24 protein-coding genes and 1 pseudogene are annotated in these 21878 nt (G+C 57.3%); 12 read left to right on the top strand and 13 right to left on the bottom strand.

Annotated features, from left to right (window positions below; genetic code table 11):
- Window positions 1–166: 166 nt before the first annotated feature.
- A pseudogene (locus G6R15_RS23140) lies at window positions 167–366 on the top strand (ABC transporter permease); the annotation flags it as partial.
- Window positions 367–889: 523 nt separating this feature from the next.
- On the top strand, window positions 890–1210 hold the full coding sequence (locus tag G6R15_RS18150; protein ID WP_164661393.1) for an ATP-binding cassette domain-containing protein: 321 nt from the start codon (window positions 890–892) through the stop codon (window positions 1208–1210).
- Between the two features lie 344 nt (window positions 1211–1554).
- On the opposite strand, the gene G6R15_RS18155 is transcribed toward G6R15_RS18150, so the two are convergent.
- The 5 genes from G6R15_RS18155 to G6R15_RS18175 are packed head-to-tail and all read right to left on the bottom strand — an operon-like array spanning window position 1555 to window position 6653.
- Window positions 1555–2586: a sterol desaturase family protein gene (locus G6R15_RS18155; RefSeq protein ID WP_164661394.1), complete on the bottom strand. Its 1032-nt coding sequence runs from the start codon at window positions 2584–2586 to the stop codon at window positions 1555–1557.
- A 27-nt stretch (window positions 2587–2613) separates the two neighbouring features.
- The gene (locus G6R15_RS18160; protein WP_164661395.1) at window positions 2614–3930 is read right to left on the bottom strand and encodes a Xaa-Pro peptidase family protein; all 1317 of its coding nucleotides are present in this window, start codon (window positions 3928–3930) and stop codon (window positions 2614–2616) included.
- Window positions 3909–4748: a 3-methyl-2-oxobutanoate hydroxymethyltransferase gene (locus tag G6R15_RS18165; RefSeq protein ID WP_164661396.1), complete on the bottom strand. Its 840-nt coding sequence runs from the start codon at window positions 4746–4748 to the stop codon at window positions 3909–3911. The genes G6R15_RS18160 and G6R15_RS18165 overlap by 22 nt, the downstream gene beginning before the upstream one ends.
- Complete coding sequence (locus tag G6R15_RS18170) at window positions 4745–5863, bottom strand: aromatic ring-hydroxylating dioxygenase subunit alpha (protein ID WP_164661397.1); 1119 nt, start codon at window positions 5861–5863, stop codon at window positions 4745–4747. Before G6R15_RS18170 ends, G6R15_RS18165 begins: the two co-directional genes overlap by 4 nt.
- A gap of 34 nt (window positions 5864–5897) precedes the next feature.
- Complete coding sequence (locus G6R15_RS18175) at window positions 5898–6653, bottom strand: class II aldolase and adducin N-terminal domain-containing protein (RefSeq protein ID WP_164661398.1); 756 nt, start codon at window positions 6651–6653, stop codon at window positions 5898–5900.
- Between the two features lie 126 nt (window positions 6654–6779).
- On the opposite strand from G6R15_RS18175, the gene G6R15_RS18180 reads away from it, so the two are divergent.
- Complete coding sequence (locus G6R15_RS18180; protein WP_164661399.1) at window positions 6780–7655, top strand: LysR family transcriptional regulator; 876 nt, start codon at window positions 6780–6782, stop codon at window positions 7653–7655.
- Between the two features lie 152 nt (window positions 7656–7807).
- Here G6R15_RS18180 and G6R15_RS18185 read toward each other — a convergent pair whose 3' ends face one another.
- Window positions 7808–8230 carry a glyoxalase gene (locus G6R15_RS18185; RefSeq protein ID WP_164661400.1) on the bottom strand — a complete coding sequence of 141 codons (423 nt, stop codon included), beginning with the start codon at window positions 8228–8230 and terminating at the stop codon, window positions 7808–7810.
- Between the two features lie 78 nt (window positions 8231–8308).
- Window positions 8309–8734, bottom strand: a complete 426-nt coding sequence (locus G6R15_RS18190) for an arsenate reductase family protein (protein WP_164661401.1) — start codon at window positions 8732–8734, stop codon at window positions 8309–8311.
- An 88-nt stretch (window positions 8735–8822) separates the two neighbouring features.
- Between G6R15_RS18190 and ade the strand changes: the two genes are divergently transcribed.
- The 3 genes from ade to G6R15_RS18205 all read left to right on the top strand — a co-directional run bounded on the left by ade (window position 8823) and on the right by G6R15_RS18205 (window position 12504).
- The gene (gene ade / locus G6R15_RS18195; protein WP_164661402.1) at window positions 8823–10625 is read left to right on the top strand and encodes an adenine deaminase; all 1803 of its coding nucleotides are present in this window, start codon (window positions 8823–8825) and stop codon (window positions 10623–10625) included.
- The gene (locus G6R15_RS18200; RefSeq protein WP_164661403.1) at window positions 10622–12085 is read left to right on the top strand and encodes an AMP nucleosidase; all 1464 of its coding nucleotides are present in this window, start codon (window positions 10622–10624) and stop codon (window positions 12083–12085) included. The genes ade and G6R15_RS18200 overlap by 4 nt, the downstream gene beginning before the upstream one ends.
- 131 nt (window positions 12086–12216) lie before the next feature.
- On the top strand, window positions 12217–12504 hold the full coding sequence (locus tag G6R15_RS18205) for an HU family DNA-binding protein (protein WP_164661404.1): 288 nt from the start codon (window positions 12217–12219) through the stop codon (window positions 12502–12504).
- 172 nt (window positions 12505–12676) lie between these two features.
- On the opposite strand, the gene G6R15_RS18210 is transcribed toward G6R15_RS18205, so the two are convergent.
- Window positions 12677–13105 (bottom strand): nuclear transport factor 2 family protein, encoded by a 429-nt coding sequence (locus G6R15_RS18210; protein ID WP_164661405.1) that lies wholly within the window; start codon window positions 13103–13105, stop codon window positions 12677–12679.
- Between the two features lie 108 nt (window positions 13106–13213).
- Between G6R15_RS18210 and G6R15_RS18215 the strand changes: the two genes are divergently transcribed.
- Together G6R15_RS18215 and G6R15_RS18220 are read left to right on the top strand one after the other, a co-directional pair.
- Window positions 13214–13663: a GFA family protein gene (locus G6R15_RS18215; RefSeq protein WP_164661406.1), complete on the top strand. Its 450-nt coding sequence runs from the start codon at window positions 13214–13216 to the stop codon at window positions 13661–13663.
- Window positions 13664–13848: 185 nt separating this feature from the next.
- Window positions 13849–14421 (top strand): hypothetical protein, encoded by a 573-nt coding sequence (locus G6R15_RS18220; protein WP_164661407.1) that lies wholly within the window; start codon window positions 13849–13851, stop codon window positions 14419–14421.
- Between the two features lie 6 nt (window positions 14422–14427).
- Here G6R15_RS18220 and G6R15_RS18225 read toward each other — a convergent pair whose 3' ends face one another.
- Window positions 14428–14589 carry a hypothetical protein gene (locus G6R15_RS18225; protein ID WP_164661408.1) on the bottom strand — a complete coding sequence of 54 codons (162 nt, stop codon included), beginning with the start codon at window positions 14587–14589 and terminating at the stop codon, window positions 14428–14430.
- Between the two features lie 96 nt (window positions 14590–14685).
- On the opposite strand from G6R15_RS18225, the gene G6R15_RS18230 reads away from it, so the two are divergent.
- From G6R15_RS18230 to msrA, 3 genes are all read left to right on the top strand, one after another.
- Window positions 14686–15588, top strand: a complete 903-nt coding sequence (locus G6R15_RS18230) for a DMT family transporter (RefSeq protein WP_164661409.1) — start codon at window positions 14686–14688, stop codon at window positions 15586–15588.
- A 61-nt stretch (window positions 15589–15649) separates the two neighbouring features.
- On the top strand, window positions 15650–16099 hold the full coding sequence (msrB, locus tag G6R15_RS18235) for a peptide-methionine (R)-S-oxide reductase MsrB (protein ID WP_164661410.1): 450 nt from the start codon (window positions 15650–15652) through the stop codon (window positions 16097–16099).
- Window positions 16096–16608, top strand: a complete 513-nt coding sequence (gene msrA / locus G6R15_RS18240; RefSeq protein WP_164661411.1) for a peptide-methionine (S)-S-oxide reductase MsrA — start codon at window positions 16096–16098, stop codon at window positions 16606–16608. Before msrB ends, msrA begins: the two co-directional genes overlap by 4 nt.
- Window positions 16609–16670: 62 nt before the next feature.
- Here msrA and G6R15_RS18245 read toward each other — a convergent pair whose 3' ends face one another.
- Window positions 16671–17384, bottom strand: a complete 714-nt coding sequence (locus G6R15_RS18245) for a class II aldolase/adducin family protein (protein WP_164661412.1) — start codon at window positions 17382–17384, stop codon at window positions 16671–16673.
- Between the two features lie 124 nt (window positions 17385–17508).
- Here G6R15_RS18245 and G6R15_RS18250 point away from each other — a divergent pair, with 124 nt between their 5' ends.
- Window positions 17509–18045 (top strand): dihydrofolate reductase family protein, encoded by a 537-nt coding sequence (locus G6R15_RS18250; RefSeq protein ID WP_164661413.1) that lies wholly within the window; start codon window positions 17509–17511, stop codon window positions 18043–18045.
- Between the two features lie 6 nt (window positions 18046–18051).
- On the opposite strand, the gene G6R15_RS18255 is transcribed toward G6R15_RS18250, so the two are convergent.
- From G6R15_RS18255 to G6R15_RS18265, 3 genes are all read right to left on the bottom strand, one after another.
- Window positions 18052–20055 carry a hydantoinase/oxoprolinase family protein gene (locus G6R15_RS18255; RefSeq protein ID WP_164661414.1) on the bottom strand — a complete coding sequence of 668 codons (2004 nt, stop codon included), beginning with the start codon at window positions 20053–20055 and terminating at the stop codon, window positions 18052–18054.
- A 73-nt stretch (window positions 20056–20128) separates the two neighbouring features.
- Window positions 20129–21166: a tRNA epoxyqueuosine(34) reductase QueG gene (gene queG / locus G6R15_RS18260; protein WP_164661415.1), complete on the bottom strand. Its 1038-nt coding sequence runs from the start codon at window positions 21164–21166 to the stop codon at window positions 20129–20131.
- Window positions 21167–21194: 28 nt separating this feature from the next.
- Window positions 21195–21860, bottom strand: a complete 666-nt coding sequence (locus G6R15_RS18265) for a glutathione S-transferase family protein (RefSeq protein ID WP_164661416.1) — start codon at window positions 21858–21860, stop codon at window positions 21195–21197.
- Between the last annotated feature and the right edge of the window lie 18 nt (window positions 21861–21878).

The raw sequence follows: 21878 nt of genomic DNA on the forward strand, positions 1-21878 counted from the left end.
TATTGGGGCTTCATGCGGCCTGATCCAAGACCTTTGATCCATCAAGCATCAGTGTGACCACAGTTGCAGTATGCTCGAAGCTTCGGAACGGAACCGATCAAAGATTCTTCCCATCGTCTTCGGGGCTATCGCGTCAGCAGTGCTGGGGCCATTGACGCGGGTATTCCTGATTCCAGGCGTGGTGCTGGTGGAAGTTGTATTTGTCTATCCTAGGCTTGGTCAGCTGCTGGTCGATAGCGTGTCCAAGCGTGATATTTCTGTTGTTCAGGCGCCCTGCCTGTCCTTTGCCATGATCAATATCCCCTTAATCTCACAGCCGATGTTCTGTCTATCGCAACGAACCCGTGCCGGATGCGCAGCAGGTAAGGAAACAGATGAGGGATGTTCTTTCAACTGCCCCGCCAACAGCAATTTTCGGAATCATTATTGTAGTCTTCTACGTGATTTGATGGGTTTTTCGCTGCTCATCGCCCCCTATAGCGAAACCGCGATTGTAAGTTCACAATTCGATCCCTGGGGAGAAGCCATATTCTTGGCACTGACAACCTGGGCCGGAACTTCCTGTCGCGCATAGCCTACGCCGCGCGAATTACGGTGGGTCTTGCGCTGCTCACATCTATCTTAACCTTTCTGTTGGACGGTACCGTCGGTTTGATTGCCACGGCAAGGGGCGGTTGGATTGACCAGATTCTGTCGCGGTTAATCGATGTGGTAATGACGATCCCTTCTTTGGTCTTTTCACTACTATTACCGACAATTTCGGGAACCGATGCATTGATGTTGATCCCTGTTCTCCGCGTGCTTGACAGTACACGAGCTTTCCGGCTGACCAGGGCCGTATCCATGAATGTTGTGGTGTCGGGTATCAAAATTACAAAGGGCTGAAACTATGGTGGACGACAATCTACTGACCATCAGAAACCCGCGGATCGAAAGGTATTCCGGCAATGGCTGGAATAAGATCTTCCAGGGCATCAATCTTGGTCTGAACCGAGGTGAAGTTCTGGGCCTTACTGGAGAAAGCGGAGCTGGCAAATCGACCGTCGGCCTTGCGGCGATGGGATACTGCCGCGACGGGTGCCACATTTCAGGCGGCACGATTGACTTTGTCGGCACGGCTATGTCACGTCATCACGACGTACAGATGATGTCGTTTACCGGATCGACCAGCGCAGGCAAGGCCGTGGTTCAGGGCTTCATCCATTTATAAGGCGAGTAGGGAAGGACGCTTAAGCGCTCTGAAACCTCACGGACTGCACGCCCTTGCAGTTTGAGTTTGAGCACAAGGCACGCTCAGTTGCTTGGATAACCATGATCAGCAAGCGAACCACAGCAATCCAATATCGGCGAACAGGCAATCATTTCGCTCTTCGCTTCTTGTGCACAAAGAAGTTGGCCATCGAGGCGATTGGAACAGGCAAAGTGCGACCGAGTTGAACTAACACTCAGAGCACTCCCGCCTGTCGTCACCCTTGCTGCGGAAACGTCCCCTCGCCGTCCGTGGGGCGCAAGGCGAAGTCGACGCGCAGTCTGGAAACGTAGTAGACGAGAAATCTAGCCAAACATCCGCTTCTTGCGCGCACGGGTTTCGGCCGTGGCCTCAGGCGAACCGTCGTGAAAGGTGCCGAACCAGCGGTCCCAAGGCATTTCCTGGTTGCCATAGTTGCACTCGTAATACCGGTGGTGCAGCTGGTGATAGAAGGTGCCCAAAGACAGCTTGCGTTTATCCTTGAGCAGCAAGTCTTCATATCCCGCGTGGCTCATTGCAGCACCCGGGCCCTGAAACACGATGTGGAAGTACAGATGGATCGGGTGCGACGCGATAACCCAATGAATGCACAACGTGGTCAGATAGATAAAATGCTCAATTGGATGCATCGAAAACCCGGACCATGGACCGATATTCACATTGCGGTGGTGCAGGCTGTGAACCCGCTTGTACAGGAACGGCTGATGCAACAGGCGGTGCACCCAGTAGAAGTGAAACGCGGACCACATCGGGACGATGACCAGCCAGGCCAGGAACCACACCGGGTTCTCTCCAAAAGTGATCACGGGCGCATAGCCGTTTGCCATCAACCACATGGTAACCACCTGAAACCCGGTCAGTTGGAACACGCCCGACCCCAGTGACCAGAACATGTTGTCCTTAACCTGATCGCTGAAGTCCCAAAGCTTGTTGTTCTTGCCCTGATCCCGCCGTTCGAATTTAAGCTTTTTGCCCTGTCCCTTGCGAATGTAGAAATACCAATGCAGTCCCCCCGCCACGGCAAAGATCATCACGAAGTTGATCGCATAGATTTGCGCGATCCAACCAACGGAAAAACTCTGCGCTGTCTCCAGCGACGGGTAAAAGAAAAACCACAGCGCTACAGCCAAAATCGCCATTATAACCCGCTCGCTGAGTGTCAGCCAATTGCGTGCCAGCCAGCTCACCAGATAGGCAGGGTTTGGTGGCCATTGGAAAATCGACGGGTCTTTGAGCGGCAGTTCCGGGTGATAGTTCCACTCGCGGCTCATATCCTGTGTCCGATCACCTGACGAAGGCGCAGACATCTGGTCCAAGCTTGGGGTTGTGTCAGTCATTTTGGCAACTCCTCTTTGGCCAAAACATCAAATTTCGCGCGATAAAAGCGCGTCTTCGAACGGGTAGCGCGACAGACAGACCGCGCCGGTTTCAGTGATGAGGTATTGGTCTTCCAGCTTGACGCCTTCGTAGCCGCCAAGCTTGCCAACATAGCTTTCGACGCAGATGACCATGCCGGGCTCCAACTCGCCCTCGTAATGGAACTGCTCGTCCTCGGGGTAGTAGATGACGGGGTATTCATCGGCCATGCCCAGCCCGTGCATCATGCAGGGATAGGTCTGATCGTTGTGCCCTTCGGGTTGGCGATAGCGCTGCTCGATCAGTTCGCTAAACGAGATACCGGGACGCAGCAAAGCGCCATTATGTAAGACCTCGTTGTGGGCATACTGATAAAGGCGGCACTGCTCATCTGTCGGCCGCCCCGGCCCGCAGTGATAGGCCCGGCTAATGTCGGCGCCATAGCTCCACGGGCCAACCATGCCGCAATCGAACACCACCAAATCGCCCGCCCGAATGATGCGGCTGCTGGCCTCTTGCTGCCAGGGATTGGTGCGCTCGCCTGAGGCCAGCAGGCGATAGTCGATCCATTCGCCGCCCCCCGCGATATTAGCGGCCCACATGTGGGACCACAGTTCTTGTTCCGTGATGCCGTTGACCAGATTGTTGCGCATCCGTGTCATGCCATCCTCGGCCACGGCAATAGTCTGGTTCATGCACAAGATTTCTTCGGGGCTTTTGATCTTGCGGGCGTGAGCCAGCGCCTCCCCCGCGTCGACCAGAGTCAGCCCGGACTGTTCCAGCGCCATATGCGGCAAGGGCGCCGTGCGCTCGACACCCACACGGGTTTCGCCCCCGCAATGCTCATCCATCAGCGCCTTCATTTGCTGCGCCCATTTGGTGCACCATTCGGGATGGCGGTAACCTGCGAACATGTAGGACAAGGGCAACAAGTCATCGCGGATTTCGTCGATGGTTTCCAGCTGCGCTCCGGTTTCCCGGCCCGGCTCGCTGTCGAAATAGATCACCGGCCCCTCGGCAGGCAGAAACAGATAACCTGCGTGAATATGCATCTGAAACAGCGTGCAGTTGCGAACGCCCGTCGCATAGCGGATCGACAAAGGATCGGTCAGGATCACCGCCGCCAGCCCGTGCGCCTTCATCTGCTCGCGCAGCCGGTTCTTTCGATAGCGCCGCATCCGGGGCACGTCGATCATGCCCTCGGTATCGGTCAACTGCATGGGCGGTGTTTTCCACGCTGCCTGTTCCAGCGTCAGCGGCTGCGGTTTGGCGGCAAAGGCGCGTGTATAATCCGTGGCATCGTTCATTGGTGCAACGTCGTCCATTTATCCAGCGCTTCGCTGAGCTTGTCCTCTTCACCCGGCAACATGGAGACCGTGTGCTCTGCATCCGGGAAAGTCCCCGCTTGCACATCGGCGCGGAACCCGGTCAGCGCCTTGTCGCGCTCGGCGGCCAACTGCTTGCGGATCGACAGCACATCACCCCAGGCCTTGGCATGGCGTGGCGGGTTTTCCACGTCGCCGCAAATGTCCTCCATGAACGAAAAGATGATATCGCCGCCCGACCCGGCCCCAATCGAATGGGTCAACAGAGAGGTCTTGTGGTTGATCGCCTGCAACGCCTCGACCGCGACGCATTCCACTTCGACCGCTACGGCGCCTGCATCCTCGTACCGGCGCATCCAGTCAAGAAGCTTCATCGCGTCTTCTGCGGTCTTGCCAAAGGTCTTCAAGCCACCAGTTAGGGTCGATTTTCGCGGCACCAGACCCACGTGACCCTGTACGGCCAACCCCTCGTTCGCGATGAGTTCGACAATACCCATCCCACGCGGCGTGAAGATCGCATCCGCTCCCTTTTCCGCTGCCTTCAACGCTGCCGTCAGACACTCCTGCGGTTCGAAATACTGGCACATGGTCTGGCTTGAGGTGATGAAAGTGTACGGCGCCCCGGCGCGGACGGCGTCGTAATCCACATCGGAAACGGTGATCATGTCGATCTCTATCTCTTCGCAGGCGCGTGCCTCATCCTCGTTGATCGCCGAGACCTGGGTCATCTTTTTGCCAGCCACCTTATTGCGGCGCAAACAGTCGACTGTCAGGTTGCGACGCGCAGGTTTGCCGCCGTATGTGTAGATGTTTTTCATACGTCTTCGCCCATGGCCGATAGATAAATGTCGTGAAAATGGCGCATCGCGTGTTCCGAGATGTCGTGCGCATCAGGGTCAGTCACATACCACCCCTGCTTGAACCCGCGCTGATGCATGCCGCGCTGCACGCTTTCGCACAGCTCGCGATCCTCGGCTGACACGATGTTGGTCGACCATTCCACCCGCTCGGCAGATCGCGCTGCCATATCCGGATCGGTGGGTTCAGGCGTCGTCAGCGAAATCGAGCGCCGCTCGGTCAAGTCGGGGGTCACTGGGTCAAACCGCGAGGCATAAAAGCCGCGCGCGCCAGGGAATTGACCAAAGATGGTATTGGGGAACAGGAACCAGAACTGCCCATCCAGCACGTCATGTTCCAGATCCAGCCGAAACGCCTCATTCTGGGCTTTGCGCGCGGTTGGGGCGTGTTGATAGGTATAGTTCTGATACAGCTCAAACCGGTTGTCAGCAATGTTCATCATGTCGTCGAACGAATGGTGCGCCGGTCCGCAGTGATGACATTCAAGGTAGTTGTCGAGCATCACCTTCCAGTTGGACTTGCAGGTGTAGGTGTGGCCGTAGGCACTGTCGCCTTCGATCATTAACGTGGGCAGTTCTGGGATACGCTCCAGCATCTGCGCCTCAAGTCCTGGCGCAATTTCGTCCAGGCTGGGCGCGTCATCATCAAGGTTCACGAACAGGAACCCGGCCAAAGATTCGACCCTAACATGGGACAAACAGACCTCGGATCGTATCGGAGCGTCGGTTTCGCCGCGTTTGGGTATGCCGCGCAGATTTCCATCAAGCCCGAACGTCCAGGCATGATAGGGGCAGGTCAGGACCGCTTTCTTACCGCTCCCCTCGACCAATTGATGGCCGCGGTGCGGGCAGACGTTGTAGAACGCGCGAACCTCACCATCGCGATCCCGAACAAGAAAAATGTTCTGATCGAACAGCGACAGGGTGATGAATTGACCCGGCTCGACCAGCTGCGTTTCATGGCCCGCAAGCTGCCAGCTGCGCAGCATCAACTCGCGTTCAGCATCCAGCGATTGCGCAGACGTATAGTGTCGGGCGGCTAAAGTGCGCGCCCGGGGATTGGCGGTATCCAGCATGGGATGTCCTTTCTGGCTTGGCGACTAGTCCCGCTTAGCTCGCGTAGTCAGACCCTTCTGCGTCCAGGATCGCTTTCATCTCGCGCATGTGCGCCTCGGCCTGGCTTGGGTAGTCCTCAAGCTCTTGCGCGGTCTTCTCAGCAATCTCGTCGCTGAGCACCCGCAGCTTCTGGCCGGTCTGCAACGCACGAATATAGGTCTCGGCTGCGCGCTCAAAATAGTAGAGCCGGTTGAACGCATCCGCCGCGTCACTGCCGATCACCAGCACGCCATGGTTGCCCATGATCATGACCTTTTTCTTGGGGTCACTCAGCATCGAGGCGCAGCGCTCGCCTTCGCTTTCGAACGCCAGTCCACCGAATTCTTCGTCAATCACATAGCGGTTGTAGAAGGTCGCGGTGTTCTGATCGATCGGAAGGATGTTGCTGTCCGCGAGCGCAGCCAGAACGGTCGCGTGAATCGAATGCACATGCATCACGCAGCGTGCGTGCGGGCAATGGCGATGGATCGAGCCATGCAGGCCCCAGGCGGTCGGGTCCGGTGCGCCGGGCATATCCATTGTCCCCGGATCATTGGCGTCCAGAAGCAGCAGGTTTGAAGCTTTGACCCGGCTGAAGTGCATCTGGTTGGGGTTCATCAGGAACTGCGTGCCGTCGTCATTCACGGCAAGGCTGAAGTGGTTGGCCACAGCTTCGTGCATGTCCAACTTGACGGTCCAGCGAAAGGCCGCTGCCATATCCACCCGTTCGGACCAGTGGTCCATGTTGGGTCGCAGATTTGTCACGCTCATCGCCGATTCTCCCTGATGCCGAGGCGGTGTTCCTAGGTGAGCAAGAACCTGCATCCCGGACTTGCATTTGACCAACGAAAAAAACGAAGCTATCCCATTAGCATTACTAATGGCAGAGTTATGCATATGCAGAAACCACTTCCTCCTTTGGGCTGGCTCCGCACGTTTGAGGCCGCAGCACGTCACCTTTCGTTTACCGGTGCCGCGCGTGATCTGAACATGACGCAGAGCGCGGTCAGTCAGCAGATCAAATCTCTTGAGGGACACCTGGGGCGTCCGCTGTTTCATCGCCGTCCCCGAGCGCTAGAGTTGACGGAAACGGGCATCACCTATCTACCGGTCGTGCGCGAGGCATTTCGGACCCTGGTGCGGGGGACCCAAGCGGTGGTCGGGGATCAGGCCAACGCCGTGCAAGTGCAATCAAACATCACATTTGCGGTGAATTGGTTGGCGCCAAAGCTGCCCCGGTTCCGTGAACTGCATCCGGACGTGCAGCTGAACATATTCACCGAACTCTGGGAGCCACGCGAAATGGCCGAAGGTGCGGCGGTTGAAATTCGCTATTCCCTGCGCCCTGCGGACACGGTGCGGACAGAGCTGCTGCGAACGGATCATTACTATCCGGTGTGCGCGCCCGAGTTCTCTGTGACGTTGGACAATGTGCAGGATCAACCACTTTATGACTGCTCAAATCTGCTGTCAAATTGGTCGAACTGGGCAGAAGATCAGGGTCTAACTTGGGGCAATCCACCAATTACCTATGCCACGACCTATATGGTCAGCCTGTCGGTAGCGATGGCCGGGGGTGGGTTGTGTCTGGCCCATGACACGATTGTTCGCGAATTGATTAACAAGGGTCGCCTGATCGCGCCCTTTGCGCACCGCGCAGCCATGCCCGAAGCCTACTACCTGTTGCTTTCACCGCAAGCCGAGGAAAACCCGGGCGCCATCGCATTCACCGATTGGCTGAGGTCCGAGATATCTGCCGAGATATCTCTTTGATCCACAAGCACTCCCGCCCGTCGTCGATGCTCCTATCGGAACATCTCCTCCCGTTGGGCCAGGCTCATGTGGGCTTTGCCCACATGAGCCTGGCCCCCTGCCGTCCGCAGGACGCGTAACCGCAAGCTCGCGCTGCTTGGCAATTGGCTTGACTAGCCCTTGGGTCTGCTTGGCACCCAAGCATACCCATCCGCGCACAGAATATACGCCTCGCGCAGCCCATGCGGTTTGTCCGTCGCTGCTTGCAAAACGGTGGCTCCGAACGCGTCTGCCCGCTGTACGGCCGAATCCGGGTCGCTGTCATAAAGGCGGATTTCCAGACCCGCCCCGCGGGGTGGGTTTTCGGGCAGCAGGCTCAGCAACGGGTTTGCGTGATACGTACCATCCGAATGCAGCTGAAACAGCTGATCGCCATACGTCACGATAGCAAAGTCCGCTGACACTTGATGGCTCTGCATCCTGAACACTTCGGACAGAAAGGCGCATTCGGCCTGCACATCCCGCACCAGTAGGTTCAGGCCAATCCCCTTTAGAGACCGACCAAAGGCATCTGCACCCACTGTTTCATAATCCATGGTTTGCCTCCCGTTCCGCCATCTGATGAGAGCGAAAAGGGCGGCGGCATACAAGGGGATTTCCGACGAGAACACCGCCTATTCCGGCAAACGTTTCCCCTGTTCGTTGATCAGCAACGTGCCATCTTCCTTGGCCCAAGGTGCTGGCGGCCATTTGTTCAGCAGATCCAGGACGACTCCGGACGGGCGACAAAGCTTCACCCCGTTGGCGCAGGCCACGATGGGGCGGTTCACCAAAACCGGGTGCTCCAACATCGCATCAAGCAAACCTTCGTCCAAGACGGACAGGTCGAGCAAACCAAATTCTTCAGCCCGGGATTTGCTGGTGCGCAGCGCCTGGCGCGGTGTAATACCAGCGACTGCAAACAGCGCTTGCAATTGCGGGCGGGTCCAGCCGGTGTCCATGTACGGGACAACAACCGGATCATAGCCAGCGTCGCGGATGATCCGCAGCACGTTGCGCGAGGTGCCGCAGGCGGGGTTGTGATGAATGACGATTTCCATGAGGCCCTATACCCGACCACATGTAACCCTTTCATGATACCGCGACGGGAGGGGTTGCACAGGCGCTAACATTCGGGAAAGTTGAACCATGGAACAGACAACTTTCCCCAGCTGGCCGGACGTGGCCCCCCGATTGATCGCCGTCGCCGCAGGGCGTGAGGCCGCAGACACTGTCATCAACGGTGGAATTTGGGTCAATGTCCACACCCGCGAAACTCTCGCTGATCACTCGGTCGCCATCGCTGCCGGGCGGATTGCCTTTGTTGGCCCCGATGCCAGCCATTGCACTGGCCCCGACACGCAGATCATCGAGGCCAACGGGCGTTACATGATCCCCGGCCTGTGTGATGCGCATATGCACATCGAAAGCGGCATGCTAACGCCCGCCGAGTTTGCCCGCGCCGTGATCCCGCATGGTACCACGTCGATGTTCACTGATCCCCATGAAATCGCCAACGTCCTTGGTCTTGATGGCGTGCGCATGATGCATGACGAGGCGCTGATGCAGCCCGTCAATATCTTTACCCAGATGCCGTCTTGCGCACCCTCGGCGCCGGGCCTGGAAACCACCGGGTACGAAATTTCACCCGAGGACGTGGCCGAAGCGATGACATGGCCGGGCATTGTCGGGTTAGGTGAGATGATGAACTTTCCCGGTGTCACAAACGCCGATCCCAAGATGCTGGCCGAAATCGCCGCCACACAGAACGCAGGCAAAACCGTAGGCGGGCATTATGCCTCGCCTGATCTGGGCCCGGCCTTTTCGGCCTATGTCGCGGGTGGCCCGGCGGATGATCACGAAGGGACATGTGAGGCTGACGCGATTGCCCGTGTCAGGCAGGGCATGCGGTCGATGATGCGGCTGGGGTCTGCTTGGTACGATGTCGAAAGCCAGATTACGGCTGTGACGGAAAATGGGCTGGACCCGCGCAACTTTATCCTGTGCACCGACGACTGCCATTCGGGCACGCTGGTCAACGAGGGCCACATGAATCGGGTTGTGCGTCATGCAATTGCTTGCGGTTGTGATCCGGTGATCGCGTTGCAAATGGCAACGATCAACACCGCAACTCATTTTGGCCTGGAGCGTGAGATCGGTTCGATTACGCCTGGTCGGCGGGCGGACATCATCCTGACCTCGGACCTTGCTGAACTGCCGATTGAAACCGTGATTGCACGGGGGCGGATCGTTGCTGAAAACGGCTCTATCATGATTGAATGCCCGCATTTCGCTTGGCCGGACAGCGCACGGGGTACCGTGCATCTGGGTCATGAACTGAGCGGCGGTGACTTTGAAATCAAGGCCCCCGAAGGCGCAAATTCGGTCCGCGCCAATGTAATCGGCGTTGTGGAAAATCAAGCCCCAACCAAGGCGCTCAAGACGGACCTGCCGGTGCGCGAGGGGCTGGTTGAAGGTGATGGGGAAACTTGCCAGATCGCTCTGGTGGAACGGCATCAGGCCACAGGCGGTGTGACCAATGCCTTTGTTTCGGGGTTTGGGTATCAGGGCCGTATGGCTATGGCCTCGACCGTGGCGCATGACAGCCATCACATGATCGTTGTCGGCACCGACCGCGCGCAGATGGCTTTGGCTGCAAACCGGCTGGCCGAGGTTGGCGGCGGCATTACGATCTGGCAGGATGACGAAGAACTGGCGCTGGTGGAGCTGCCCATAGCCGGGCTTATGTCCGACAGCCCCGCGACAGACGTGGCCGAAAAGGCCGAAAAGATGGTTGCCGCGATGCAATCTTGCGGCTGTGACCTGAACAACGCTTACATGCAGCACTCACTGTTGGCGCTGGTGGTGATCCCGGAATTGCGGATCTCGGACCTTGGGTTGATAGATGTGCGAACCTTTGAAAAGATTGACCTGCTGGATCCCCTTGAATGACAAAATACGCCACCCCTGAGATCCTTGAACCAGAGAACTTTACCGACCCGGCACAGGCTGTCGAGCGATTGATAGTTCTGTATGATCAGGCAACGGCCTTTCTGTGTCAGCGGTTTTCTCAGGCGATGGTCGAAGGCGCGCCCGAGCGTCATGTGCGCGCGTTCTACCCCGAGGTTCGTATCAAGACGACCAGCTATGCACAAGTCGACAGTCGGCTGAGCTATGGGCATGTCACCAATCCGGGTACCCACGCCACGACCATCACACAGCCACGGCTGTTCCGGTCTTATCTGACGCAACAGATTGCACTGTTGATCAAGAACCACGGACAACCCGTCACGATCGGCCCTTCGACGACGCCAATTCCGGTGCATTTCGCCGTGGCCGCTAACCCCGGACTGACAGTTCCGCAAGAAGGGGCCGCAGGTTTCACTCTACGCGATGTGTTTGACGTACCGGATTTGAGCACCACAAACGACGACATCGTCAACGGGACGTATGTGCCCAGTAACGGCACCGGTCCGCTAGCTCTGTTTACTGCACAGCGCATCGATTATTCACTGGCGCGGCTGTCACACTATACGGCGACAGACCCGGATCACTTCCAGAACCACGTCCTGTTCACCAACTATCAATTCTACGTCTCTGAATTCGAAGCCTACGCTCGCGCCCAGCTTGCTGACCCTGACAGCGGCTACACCAGCTTTGTCAGCACGGGGAATGTTGAGATCACGAATGCCGACACACCCATCGAAACGCCCGCTAAGCTGCCGCAAATGCCGACCTATCACTTGAAGCGGGCTGATGGGTCGGGGATCACTTTGGTCAACATCGGTGTGGGCCCCTCTAACGCCAAAACCGCGACTGACCACATAGCGGTTCTACGTCCACACGCCTGGTTGATGGTCGGGCATTGTGCTGGCCTGCGGAACACACAGGCCTTGGGGGACTTTGTGCTGGCGCATGCTTACTTGCGCGAAGATCACGTGCTGGACGACGATCTGCCGGTCTGGGTACCGATCCCGGCGCTGGCAGAGATCCAGATCGCCCTGGAACAGGCCGTGGCCGAGGTGACAGAACTGGCCGGTTATGATCTGAAACGAGTGATGCGCACCGGCACTGTTGCCACCATCGATAACCGTAACTGGGAACTGCGCGATCAATCCGGCCCGGTACAGCGTCTCAGCCAGTCGCGTGCCATCGCGCTGGACATGGAAAGCGCTACGATTGCCGCCAATGGCTATAGGTTCCGTGTGCCTTATGGCACCTTGTTGTGCGTCTCGGACAAGCCCCTGCATGGCGAGTTGAAGTTGCCAGGCATGGCGTCCGAGTTCTATACAACCCAGGTCAGCCGCCATCTGGCCATTGGAATTCGCGCGATGGAGGCCCTGCGCGGGATGCCTCTGGAACGTCTACACAGCCGGAAATTGCGCTCGTTTGATGAGACCGCCTTCCTTTGATCGCAAAAAACCGCCGAAAACCCCATATTTTCTTGGTTTTCGGTGCTACTATTCGTTGTGTTACCTCACAATATCCAGTTAGAGTTGCGCGATGAGGCCCAACTGATCGGGCACAGTAAGGAGACCAAGAAATGGCAAAGCCTATGACCAAAACTCAGCTCGTCGCAGCACTGGCCGAGGAAATGGGTACCGATAAAAAAGCCGCTGGCGCAGCGCTCGACGCCGTCACTGGCCTGATCACCCGCGAAGTTTCCGGCGGTGGTGCCGTGACTCTGCCGGGCGTTGGCAAGATCTATTGCCGTGAGCGCCCCGAGCGTATGGTGCGCAACCCTGCCACCGGCGAGCAGTTCAAGAAAGAAGCCGACAAGGTCGTGAAAATGACCATCGCCAAAGCGCTAAAAGACAGCGTGAACGGCTGATCGGATCATCTTGATCTGAACGGATTGGGGTCGCCAACTGGCGGCCCTTTTTCTTTCAATTGGGCAAGTAGCGGGCCAACCCTGAACAGTGAAAATGTCCGCTATGAGCCCATTTAGCGAAATGCTGCATTGTGCATGTCAGGTGCAATAACGGCCAAAACCAAACCTAGTTTCAGTCTCTGTTGGTAGGATAGGCAGCTCCATCCTCTTGTGAGCCCGCGGCGGCGGAAGCGTGACGGTGAACCCACTTCCATCCTTCATTGGTCATTACGAGTGAAACAGTCCAGCGGACCGGCACGACGAGGTTTTCACCTTCCATAGTCAAGTGGATGAAAAGCGTGATGGCTACGGTCGCGGCTTTCCCATGAATTGCGATGTCTTTCCACTTCCACTCGAATTGCGTTGCCGCTGCGTCTCTGAATTTGCGCTCAAACACAGATGCGACAGCTTTCCGACCGGAACACAGCTCATCGGCCCCGGTCCCGATGAGGGAAATATCCACGCCATCCACGAATATCGCCATAAGGCGTTTCAAATCTTTGGCGCAATACGCTTCGGCATACTCCTCCAGAGTCGCTAACACGGCGGTCCGGTCATTCATCACAATCCCTTTCTGAAAAAGCCCCATCTCGATGGAAGATCGAGTACACAGGGTCGAGGTTGGAGTGCACGACAGAACTCCGGAGCCGAGCAGAAAGCGGGGAAGACGATGAGCGAATACCCAAATACTGCGACAGGTGGCTGCCTTTGCGGCGCTGTTCGATACCAGGCAACGGCAGAGCCTGACTTCGTTGCTTACTGCCACTGCAACTCTTGTCGTAAAGCCACCGGCGCGCCTGTTGCGGTCTATGCAACCTACTTTGAAAAGGATGTTCATTTCACTCAAGGTAGGCGAAAAACCTATGCATCGTCGCCAGGTGTCAGCCGGACGTTCTGCGGGGATTGCGGGACGCCTATCTCATACGAAGCGGAGTGGAACGGCGACATCGTCATCGGTTTTTTTGTCAGCACGTTGGACAACCCAGAAAACTTCCCACCGCAGAAACACGTCGCCCACGGTGATCGAATTAGCTGGTTCGACGCCGCCGATAAATTGCCACGGTTCCTTGGTTTTCCCGGTACCGGCCAGAAACCGGACAGTGTTGGTCCCGAGCCGTAAGTAATGGGCCCTTCACTTTATGCCCAACTCAGTCACGTTGGAGACGCCCAGCAAACACCTCTTCGTTCACAGCGCCGCTTACAGAGGCGTGGGGTTGCAGTCATAGATAATATCACGTGATACATGACGTTTTCTCGTAAGCCTGTCGATTTCCAGCTATAGTCGCCCCCTGAGAGGAGCAGATCATGAAAGACGGAGTTCGAGCGACCCTGAGACAGTTGATATTTCTGGCCTCTTTCATGAACTTGGGTGTGCCAGGAATGGCGTGGGCCAATGATGATTGCGACGTTTCAAACATTGCGAGCATGGTGAAGACAATAAGCATCCTCCGGCAGGTTGAGAATTCATTGAACTTACTGGCTTTATCCCAAATCGACGCAATTGCGGATATTGCAACTGGCGTACATACCTTAGAACTCTACAATCACGAAAGCGGCTTTTATGGACCGTTGGGTGGATTGCGCAAAGCAACAGATAAAAACGAAGCCGTACTGGGCAGTTTTGATAAAGCCATCCGTCGTCTGACTACTTTTGAAGCAGTTGAACCACGGTATCGCGATATTCGTGAAAACGCGGCTCAAATCATTGCCGCAGGCTACGACGTACTCAGCAAGTTAGAAGCCGGCGACACTGCCCAAGCAACGCGAGTCTATGCAAGTACAACTGTTGTTGCACTTAACGAGGCCAGAGCCGATGCATACACCGCCATGTCCGGGTTAGAACAAAGCATATCCCTTGCCGGAGCGCGCTGCCGATAGTCGCTGTCAGTCCCTCAACACTTGCTCGTCACACAAGCGTTGTTGTGCGCCGACCACGGTCATTGGCCCACCTGCAGCAAAAATAGGTTTTTTCCTGCACATCAGACACAGCAGGAAAAATCGTTGTTTGAAGTCAGCGAACGCCGCCCGCAAAATCGAGTCGAACATTCCGCAGCACATTTGTATCAACACGTACCTACGCTCTTGCATGCATGTGTGATTTGAGGAACTGTCGCCCGCGACGTGAGGAAGAGGGACAGCATCATGGACATGCGCGCCATCATCATGGGTCTGGCCTTTGCTTTCATGTGGTCGTCGGCCTTTACGTCAGCACGGATTATCGTTGCCGATGCCTCGCCGCTGTTCTCGCTCGCGCTCCGGTTCCTGATTTCCGGGCTACTAGGAGTGCTCATCGCGCGCGCCATGGGGCAAAGCTGGCGGCTGACCCGTCCGCAGCTGTTTGCAACAATTATGTTCGGGGTTTGTCAGAACGCCCTGTATTTGGGTCTGAACTTTTACGCGATGCAAACGATCGAGGCCTCGGTTGCGGCCATCATTGCCTCAACCATGCCACTGATGGTGGCTTTGGCAAATTGGCTGATCTTCAAGGAACGTCTGCGGCCCTTGGGCATGATTGGCCTGCTTTTGGGGTTCGGAGGCGTTGCCTTGATCATGGGCGCGCGAATTTCGGGGGGTATCGACCTGTTTGGCCTGATGCTGTGCGGGTTGGGCGCCTTGGCGCTGACCTTTGCCACACTATCAGTACGCGGTGCCACCTCGGGCGGGAATTTCATGATGGTGGTGGGGCTGCAGATGCTGGTTGGCTCGGCCGTTCTGTTCGCCGCAGCACCCGTGTTTGAAACAATCTACATCAACCCGACGATGCCCTTCCTTCTGGCCTTTGCCTATACCACGCTGGTTCCGGGGCTTGCCGCGACGCTGATCTGGTTCCTTCTTCTGGATCGGATTGGGGCGATCCGCGCCTCAACCTTTCATTTCTTGAATCCCGCGTTCGGTGTTGCCGTAGCCGCCGCGCTGCTCGGCGAAAGCATAGATCTGCTTGACGGTCTCGGCGTTGTGATCACTACACTGGGCATATTGGCGGTACAACTGGCACGCCAACCGGCACCTTCGCCAATGCACGAGCGCGCGAGCAACGTGAAATAAACCTTTGAATTTGGCATCGGTCAGCCCATTTACTGGCCAACATGAATGACCGGAGGACGACATGACCAACTACACCAAGGACCCTCAGGCCATCGCCGCCCTGTCGCGCGAAGAGTTCTATGTGACCCAAAACAGTGGCACGGAACGCCCCGGCACCGGCAAGTTGCTGGGCAATAAAGAACCCGGCATCTATGTGGACATCGTATCGGGCGAGCCACTGTTTGCATCATCCGACAAATACGAATCCGGCTGCGGCTGGCCCAGCTTTACCAAAGCCATCGAACCCGCCCACGTGCAAGAAATCGAAGACCGCACCCTGGGCATGATCCGGACCGAGGTCCGCTCGACCCATGGCGATAGTCATCTAGGACACGTCTTTCCTGACGGCCCGATGGATCGGGGCGGGCTGCGGTACTGCATCAATTCTGCCTCGCTCCGTTTCGTTCACCGCAACGACATGGTGGCCGAAGGCTATGGCGACTACATCAATCAAGTGGAGGATATCGCATGAGCACTGGACGCGCCGTTCTGGCAGGTGGCTGTTTCTGGGGCATGCAGGACCTGATCCGCAAAATGCCCGGCGTTTCCAAAACGTCCGTCGGATACACCGGCGGGGACGTTCCCAACGCCACCTATCGCAACCACGGCACCCACGCCGAAGGGATCGAGATTTTTTTTGACCCCGCGCAAATCAGCTATCGCAAGCTGCTGGAATTCTTTTTCCAGATTCATGACCCGACCACAGTGAACCGTCAGGGCAACGACATGGGCATGAGCTATCGCTCGGCGATCTACTATGTGGATGAGGCCCAAAAGGCGACCGCGCTGGATACCATCGCGGATGTAAACGCCAGTGGCATTTGGCCCGGCAAGGTCGTGACCGAAGTTGAATCTGTGGGTGATTTCTGGGGCGCAGAGCCCGAGCATCAGGACTATCTGGAGCGCATACCCAACGGGTATACCTGTCACTTTGCGCGTCCTGATTGGGTGCTGCCGAAACGGTCAGAGGCCGCGGAATAACTAACCGGTAAGACCCCAAAATCCTCGCCCCTCCGTTTTCGGTGGGGCGTTTTTAGTTCTGCTCAACCGACGTAATCCGGTTCGTCCCGATCCAACAGCCGTTTCATCGCCGCAAAATGAAAGTCGATCTGCCGTTCATCCCACATGCCTGCCGCGAGCTTTTTGGCCACATCATCGGGCAATATGGCAAGCGGACGGCCCGAGGCCATCGCGATCATCTGGTATTCGCAGGCCGCTTCAAAATTGTAGAAATCATCATACGCGCGCGCCACGGTTTCCCCGACCACAGTGATCCCGTGATGGGCCATGACCACGATATTTCCGGTTCCGATAGTGGCCGCTATCCGCCGGCCTTCGCCGTCATCAAATGCCGATCCACCAAAATCCCCATCGTAGGAAACACGGCCCAAGAACCGCAAGGAGTCCTGATGGCAGTTCTCCAACCGTCCCCCTTCGATACAGCCAAGCGTAGTCGAATAGGTTGGATGAGCATGCAGAACACAGCGCGCATGGGGCACCTTGCGATGGATGTGCGAGTGAATGTAGAAGGCCGACGCCTCGATCTCTCCCGCGCCTTCCACCACGTTGCCGGTGTGATCGACCAGCAACAAGTTCGATGCAGTGACTTCGGACCAATGCAGGCCTCGTGCGTTGACCAGGAAATGGTCGCTGTCCACAGACAACGAAAAGTGATTGTCGACCCCCCGCTGCCATCCATTGCGTGCGGCCAGCCGTAAGCTCGCTGCTAGGTCGATTCTATCTTGTTGGTGCCGCATCGTCATCCTCGCTGAAAACTGCATGCACGATAGACTCAAATGTCAGTGACGCCCGATCCGAAACCGTCACCGCTGTCGCAAGTGGGCATCGCCCTGTATTACTGTCGATCCAAAGGAGATCATCATGACCACAGGCCACGTCTTTATCGCCACAAGTTTGGACGGCTATGTCGCACGCCCTGATCATGCATTGGATTGGCTCATGAAGCAGCCGACCGTCGAAGGCGACGACGGCGGGTTTTCAGCGTTCTTCGATACTGTGGACGGGTTGATCATGGGGGCAGGTTCGTTTCGAACGGTCGCCGGTTTCGGAAAGTGGCCATATACCAAACCGGTGATTGTTATGAGTCATTCGATGGTCAGTGATGACATTCCCGACGACTTGAAGTCCAAAGTTGAACTGTCTCAATTGGAACCGGCGGCCTTGATGGAAAGCTTGGATGCGCGTGGCTGGTCGCGTGCTTATGTCGATGGTGGCCGCCTGGTCCAGTCGTTTCTGCGGGCGGGGTTGATTGCGGATCTGACGATCACCCAAGTGCCCATCCTGATTGGCCAAGGCATCCCGCTGTTCGGGGAGCTGGACCGCGACATCGACCTGAAACTGGCAGGTGCCAAGACATTGACGTCCGGCATGTTACAGACCACCTATCGCGTTCTCTGATCCAAACTAACCAACAGCAACCCGGGGTCGTCCGCTGGCCTCGACGGTCAACATTCCTTCGACGAACACATCCCGAGCTTCAATTCGGGCGGTGCGGATGTCACGTTCGACCAGAACCCTGATATCCGCCGCACCTGCGGCTTTGGCTTCACCTTCGGCTTCTTGGCGTAAAACCGTCTCTAACAAGGTCAAAGCCGCATCGGATTCGGTAAAATCTTGCGGTCCGGTTTCCAGGTGGACGCGGTATCTTCCCTCGGACGGGGACGTCACGGTGCCACTGCGCCGGAACGTGACCCGCCCGACAACAGCCCCTACGGCATTGGCCACACCTGCATGCTCTGGCAGGATCATGTTACAACGCAGCCGTTCTCCCACCGCTGGGTAATAGCTGGGCGCCGAAGCGCCAAGGCCCACGACATCGACATTTAACGACGCTTCCAAGGCCAGTAGGCCGCGATGATTGGATAGACCCTTTTGCAACAGAACATGGCGTGCAAGTTGTTCAGGCGGCACACCAAAGTCTTCAGCCTCTTCTGCAAAAGCAGTCTCTAACAAAGTCAAAGCCGTCTGTTCGGTCAATTGATCCACAATGATTCGCGCCATGTCGCGGGGCGACGCGGCAATACGATCGCCCGTGCCAACACGTTTACGCGCAAAAAGCTCAAGCGCCTTTTCCGCCGCCGCAGTGTCCCATGTTTCCAACCGGCCCAAGACATGACTCGCGTCCGAGGGGGTCACGCCCGAAACCTGAACGATCCCGCGATCCACCAGCCGCCCAAGCGTGCCATGCTCCATTCGGGTCCGCAGGACCTGATCCAGTGGCACAACTCGATCCCCTAGGCGTTCGATCAATACGGCCTCGCGATCCCCTACACCGTCAACCGGCACACCCGGTACGATCCGCGCAAAGCGGGCGTCGTGTTCTCCCGGCGTGGGCGAGTGTAGTTGCATGTCCAACACATCATGCACCACCTCGGGCGCCTCGAACGCGATCAACGAAACAGGCACTACCCGGCGCGGGCCAAGGAAGACGCCGCCTGACAGCCCCTCGCTCACCACATGCACCTGACTGTCGCCGCCCAGGCCGCTGGTGCGCATCGCCACAGCCTCGACCATGGTGCGAAAACCGCCAACCCGCGCGCCTGCGGGGTCAATCGCGGGCTTTCCGTCCTTGATCAGAGCCACATCCGTCGTCGTTCCGCCAATGTCCGAGACCAGCGCGTTTTCCGTATCAGTCAGCCAACACGCGCCGACGATAGACGCTGCTGGACCGCTCAAAATAGTTTCGATGGGCCGCTCGCGCGCCTGTTCGGCGCTCATCAGTGCTCCATCGCCACGCACCACCATCATCGGCGCCGTGATTCCCAAGTCCACCAATGTGTCCTGCGCCCGACCAATCAGGCGATCAATCATGCCGATCAGACGGGCATTCAACACGGCCGTCACCGCCCGTTTGGGACCGTTCAACTTGGCCGACAGCTGGTGCGAACAAGTCACCGGAACGCCGGTGCGCTCGGTGATGATGCGGGCCGCTTCAAGCTCGTGCGCAGGGTTTCGGGTAGCGAACTGCGCAGCAACCGCATAGCCCGATATCCCTGAATTGGCGTCAATGAATGCCTCAAGTGTGGCTACATCAAGTGGTGCTTTTTCGCTGCCTGCATGACTGTGCCCGCCCGCAATCACCAGCGCCGGGTCACCTTTGAGCGCATCTGAAAGCCCGTGCTTTTCCAGGTCTTGCTCGCGAAATCCGATGTAGATCAGCGCAACCCGCCCACCTTGCCCTTCGACCAGGGCGTTGGTGGCCAGCGTGGTCGACAAAGAGGCCAGCGTCACCTGATCCGCGCTGACATCTGCCTGCGCCAGAACCGACTTGATCGCCTTGCCAACGCCAATCGCCAGATCGGTCCGTGTGGTGAGCGACTTGGCCGAGGCGATCACATCCCGTTCGTCCCGGATCAGCACCGCATCCGTATAGGTCCCGCCAGTATCCACGCCCAAAGACAGCGCCATCTTGATCCTCCATTTGCGTCGTGATCCCACCACATAGCGAGTTCGCGCGACACGTCCTGCCTGTTTGCGTCACTTATTGCAATTGTTCCACGGCCCAACGGGCGGCATCGGCCACGGTTGCATCCGCATCTTTGGTCAAACCCTGTGCGGTTGGCATCAATGCCGCATCACCCGAGTTGCCGATGGCATAGAGGACATTGCGCACGAACCGGTTCCGCCCGATCCGTTTGATCGGCGAGCCCGAGAAAAAAGCCCGGAACGCTGCATCATCCAGCGCCGCCAATTCAGCCAACGCCGGAGCTTTAAGCTCTTCACGGGCGGCGTATCGCATGTCACTGGCCGCCACTGCGAATTTGTTCCAAGGACACGCGGCGAGGCAATCGTCGCAACCGTAGATGCGGTTGCCCAGTTTGCCGCGCAGTTCTTCGTCAACCGGGCCTTTGTGTTCGATGGTCAGATACGAAATGCAGCGCCGCGCGTCCAATTGGTAGGGCGCAGGAAAAGCATCAGTTGGACAAGCCGCCAAACAAGACCGGCAAGAGCCGCAATGGTCAATCTCTGGCGCGTCTGCAGACAGGTCGAGTGTGGTAAAAACAGAGCCTATGAAGGCCCAATTGCCCCAATCCCGACTGACGAGGTTGGTGTGCTTGCCTTGCCATCCCAGACCAGCAGCCATGCCCAACGCCTTTTCCGAAACCGGAGCGGTGTCGACAAAGACCTTCACCTCTCCGCCGCCCTCGGCGATCAGCCAACGGGCCAGCCGTTTAAGGCGTTTCTTGACTAGATCATGATAGTCCTTGTTCTGCGCATAGACAGAGATTGCACCGCGATCGGGAAGTTCCAAAATGGCACGCGGGTCGTGATCCGGGGCATAGCTTTCGGCCAGCATGATAACTGACTGCGCTTCAGGCCAAAGCTCGGCAGGGTTGCTGCGCCAGTGCATCCGCTCGGCCATCCAGCCCATCTGCCCGTGATACCCAGCCTCGACAAAGGCGGCCAAACGGTCCGGCACCTGCGGGATGTCCCACGGGCGACAAATACGACAGGACACGAACCCCTCGTCCAGGGCTTGCTGGGTCAGTCTCTGTTTCAGGTCGGAACTGGTGGTCATGGGATTTGGGCCTCTGCCCAAAGGTCTATCAGAAATCCAGATCGGCGTAATGGGCGGGCGGGCGGAAGCCCGGGATCTGATCAGCCAGAATCGAGCGGAACGCAGGACGCGATTTGATCTTGGCGTACCAATCCTTGACGATCTGGCTGCGGTTCCAATCCACGTCCGAGATATAGTCCAGCGACGACAAATGTGCGGCAGCAGCAAAATCAGCCAATGTCATCGCATCACCCGCAAGCCAGCGGCGGTGATCCAACAGCCAGGCCATATAGTCCAGATGATACTTGATCGCTTTGGCGCCAGCTTTGACGTTACGGCTGTCAGGATAGCCCTGCCCCTCCATTTTTTTGTTCACCCGTTCATAAAGCAGCTTCGACGTCACCTCATGGTGAAATTTGTCATCAAACCAACTGATCAAACGGCGTACTTCATAACGAGCATCAGCGTCTTTGGGCATCAAAGAAAGTTCCGGGCGGGTCTCTTCGATGTATTCGCAGATGGCCGCACTTTCCGCCATCATCTTGCCGTCCAGTTTGATCACCGGCACCTTGCCCGCAGGGTTTCGGCGCAGAAAGTCTGGGTCTTCTTCCCAGTATCTTTCTTCGACCAGCTCAACCTCGATCTTCTTTTCGGCAAGCGAAAGCCGAACCTTGCGACAAAATGGGGAAAGGGGAACGTGAAACAGGCGGGCCATGGTGATCCAGTTGAACGA

The organism is Tropicibacter sp. Alg240-R139, from assembly GCF_900537075.1.
Taxonomy (GTDB): Bacteria; Pseudomonadota; Alphaproteobacteria; order Rhodobacterales; family Rhodobacteraceae; genus Falsiruegeria.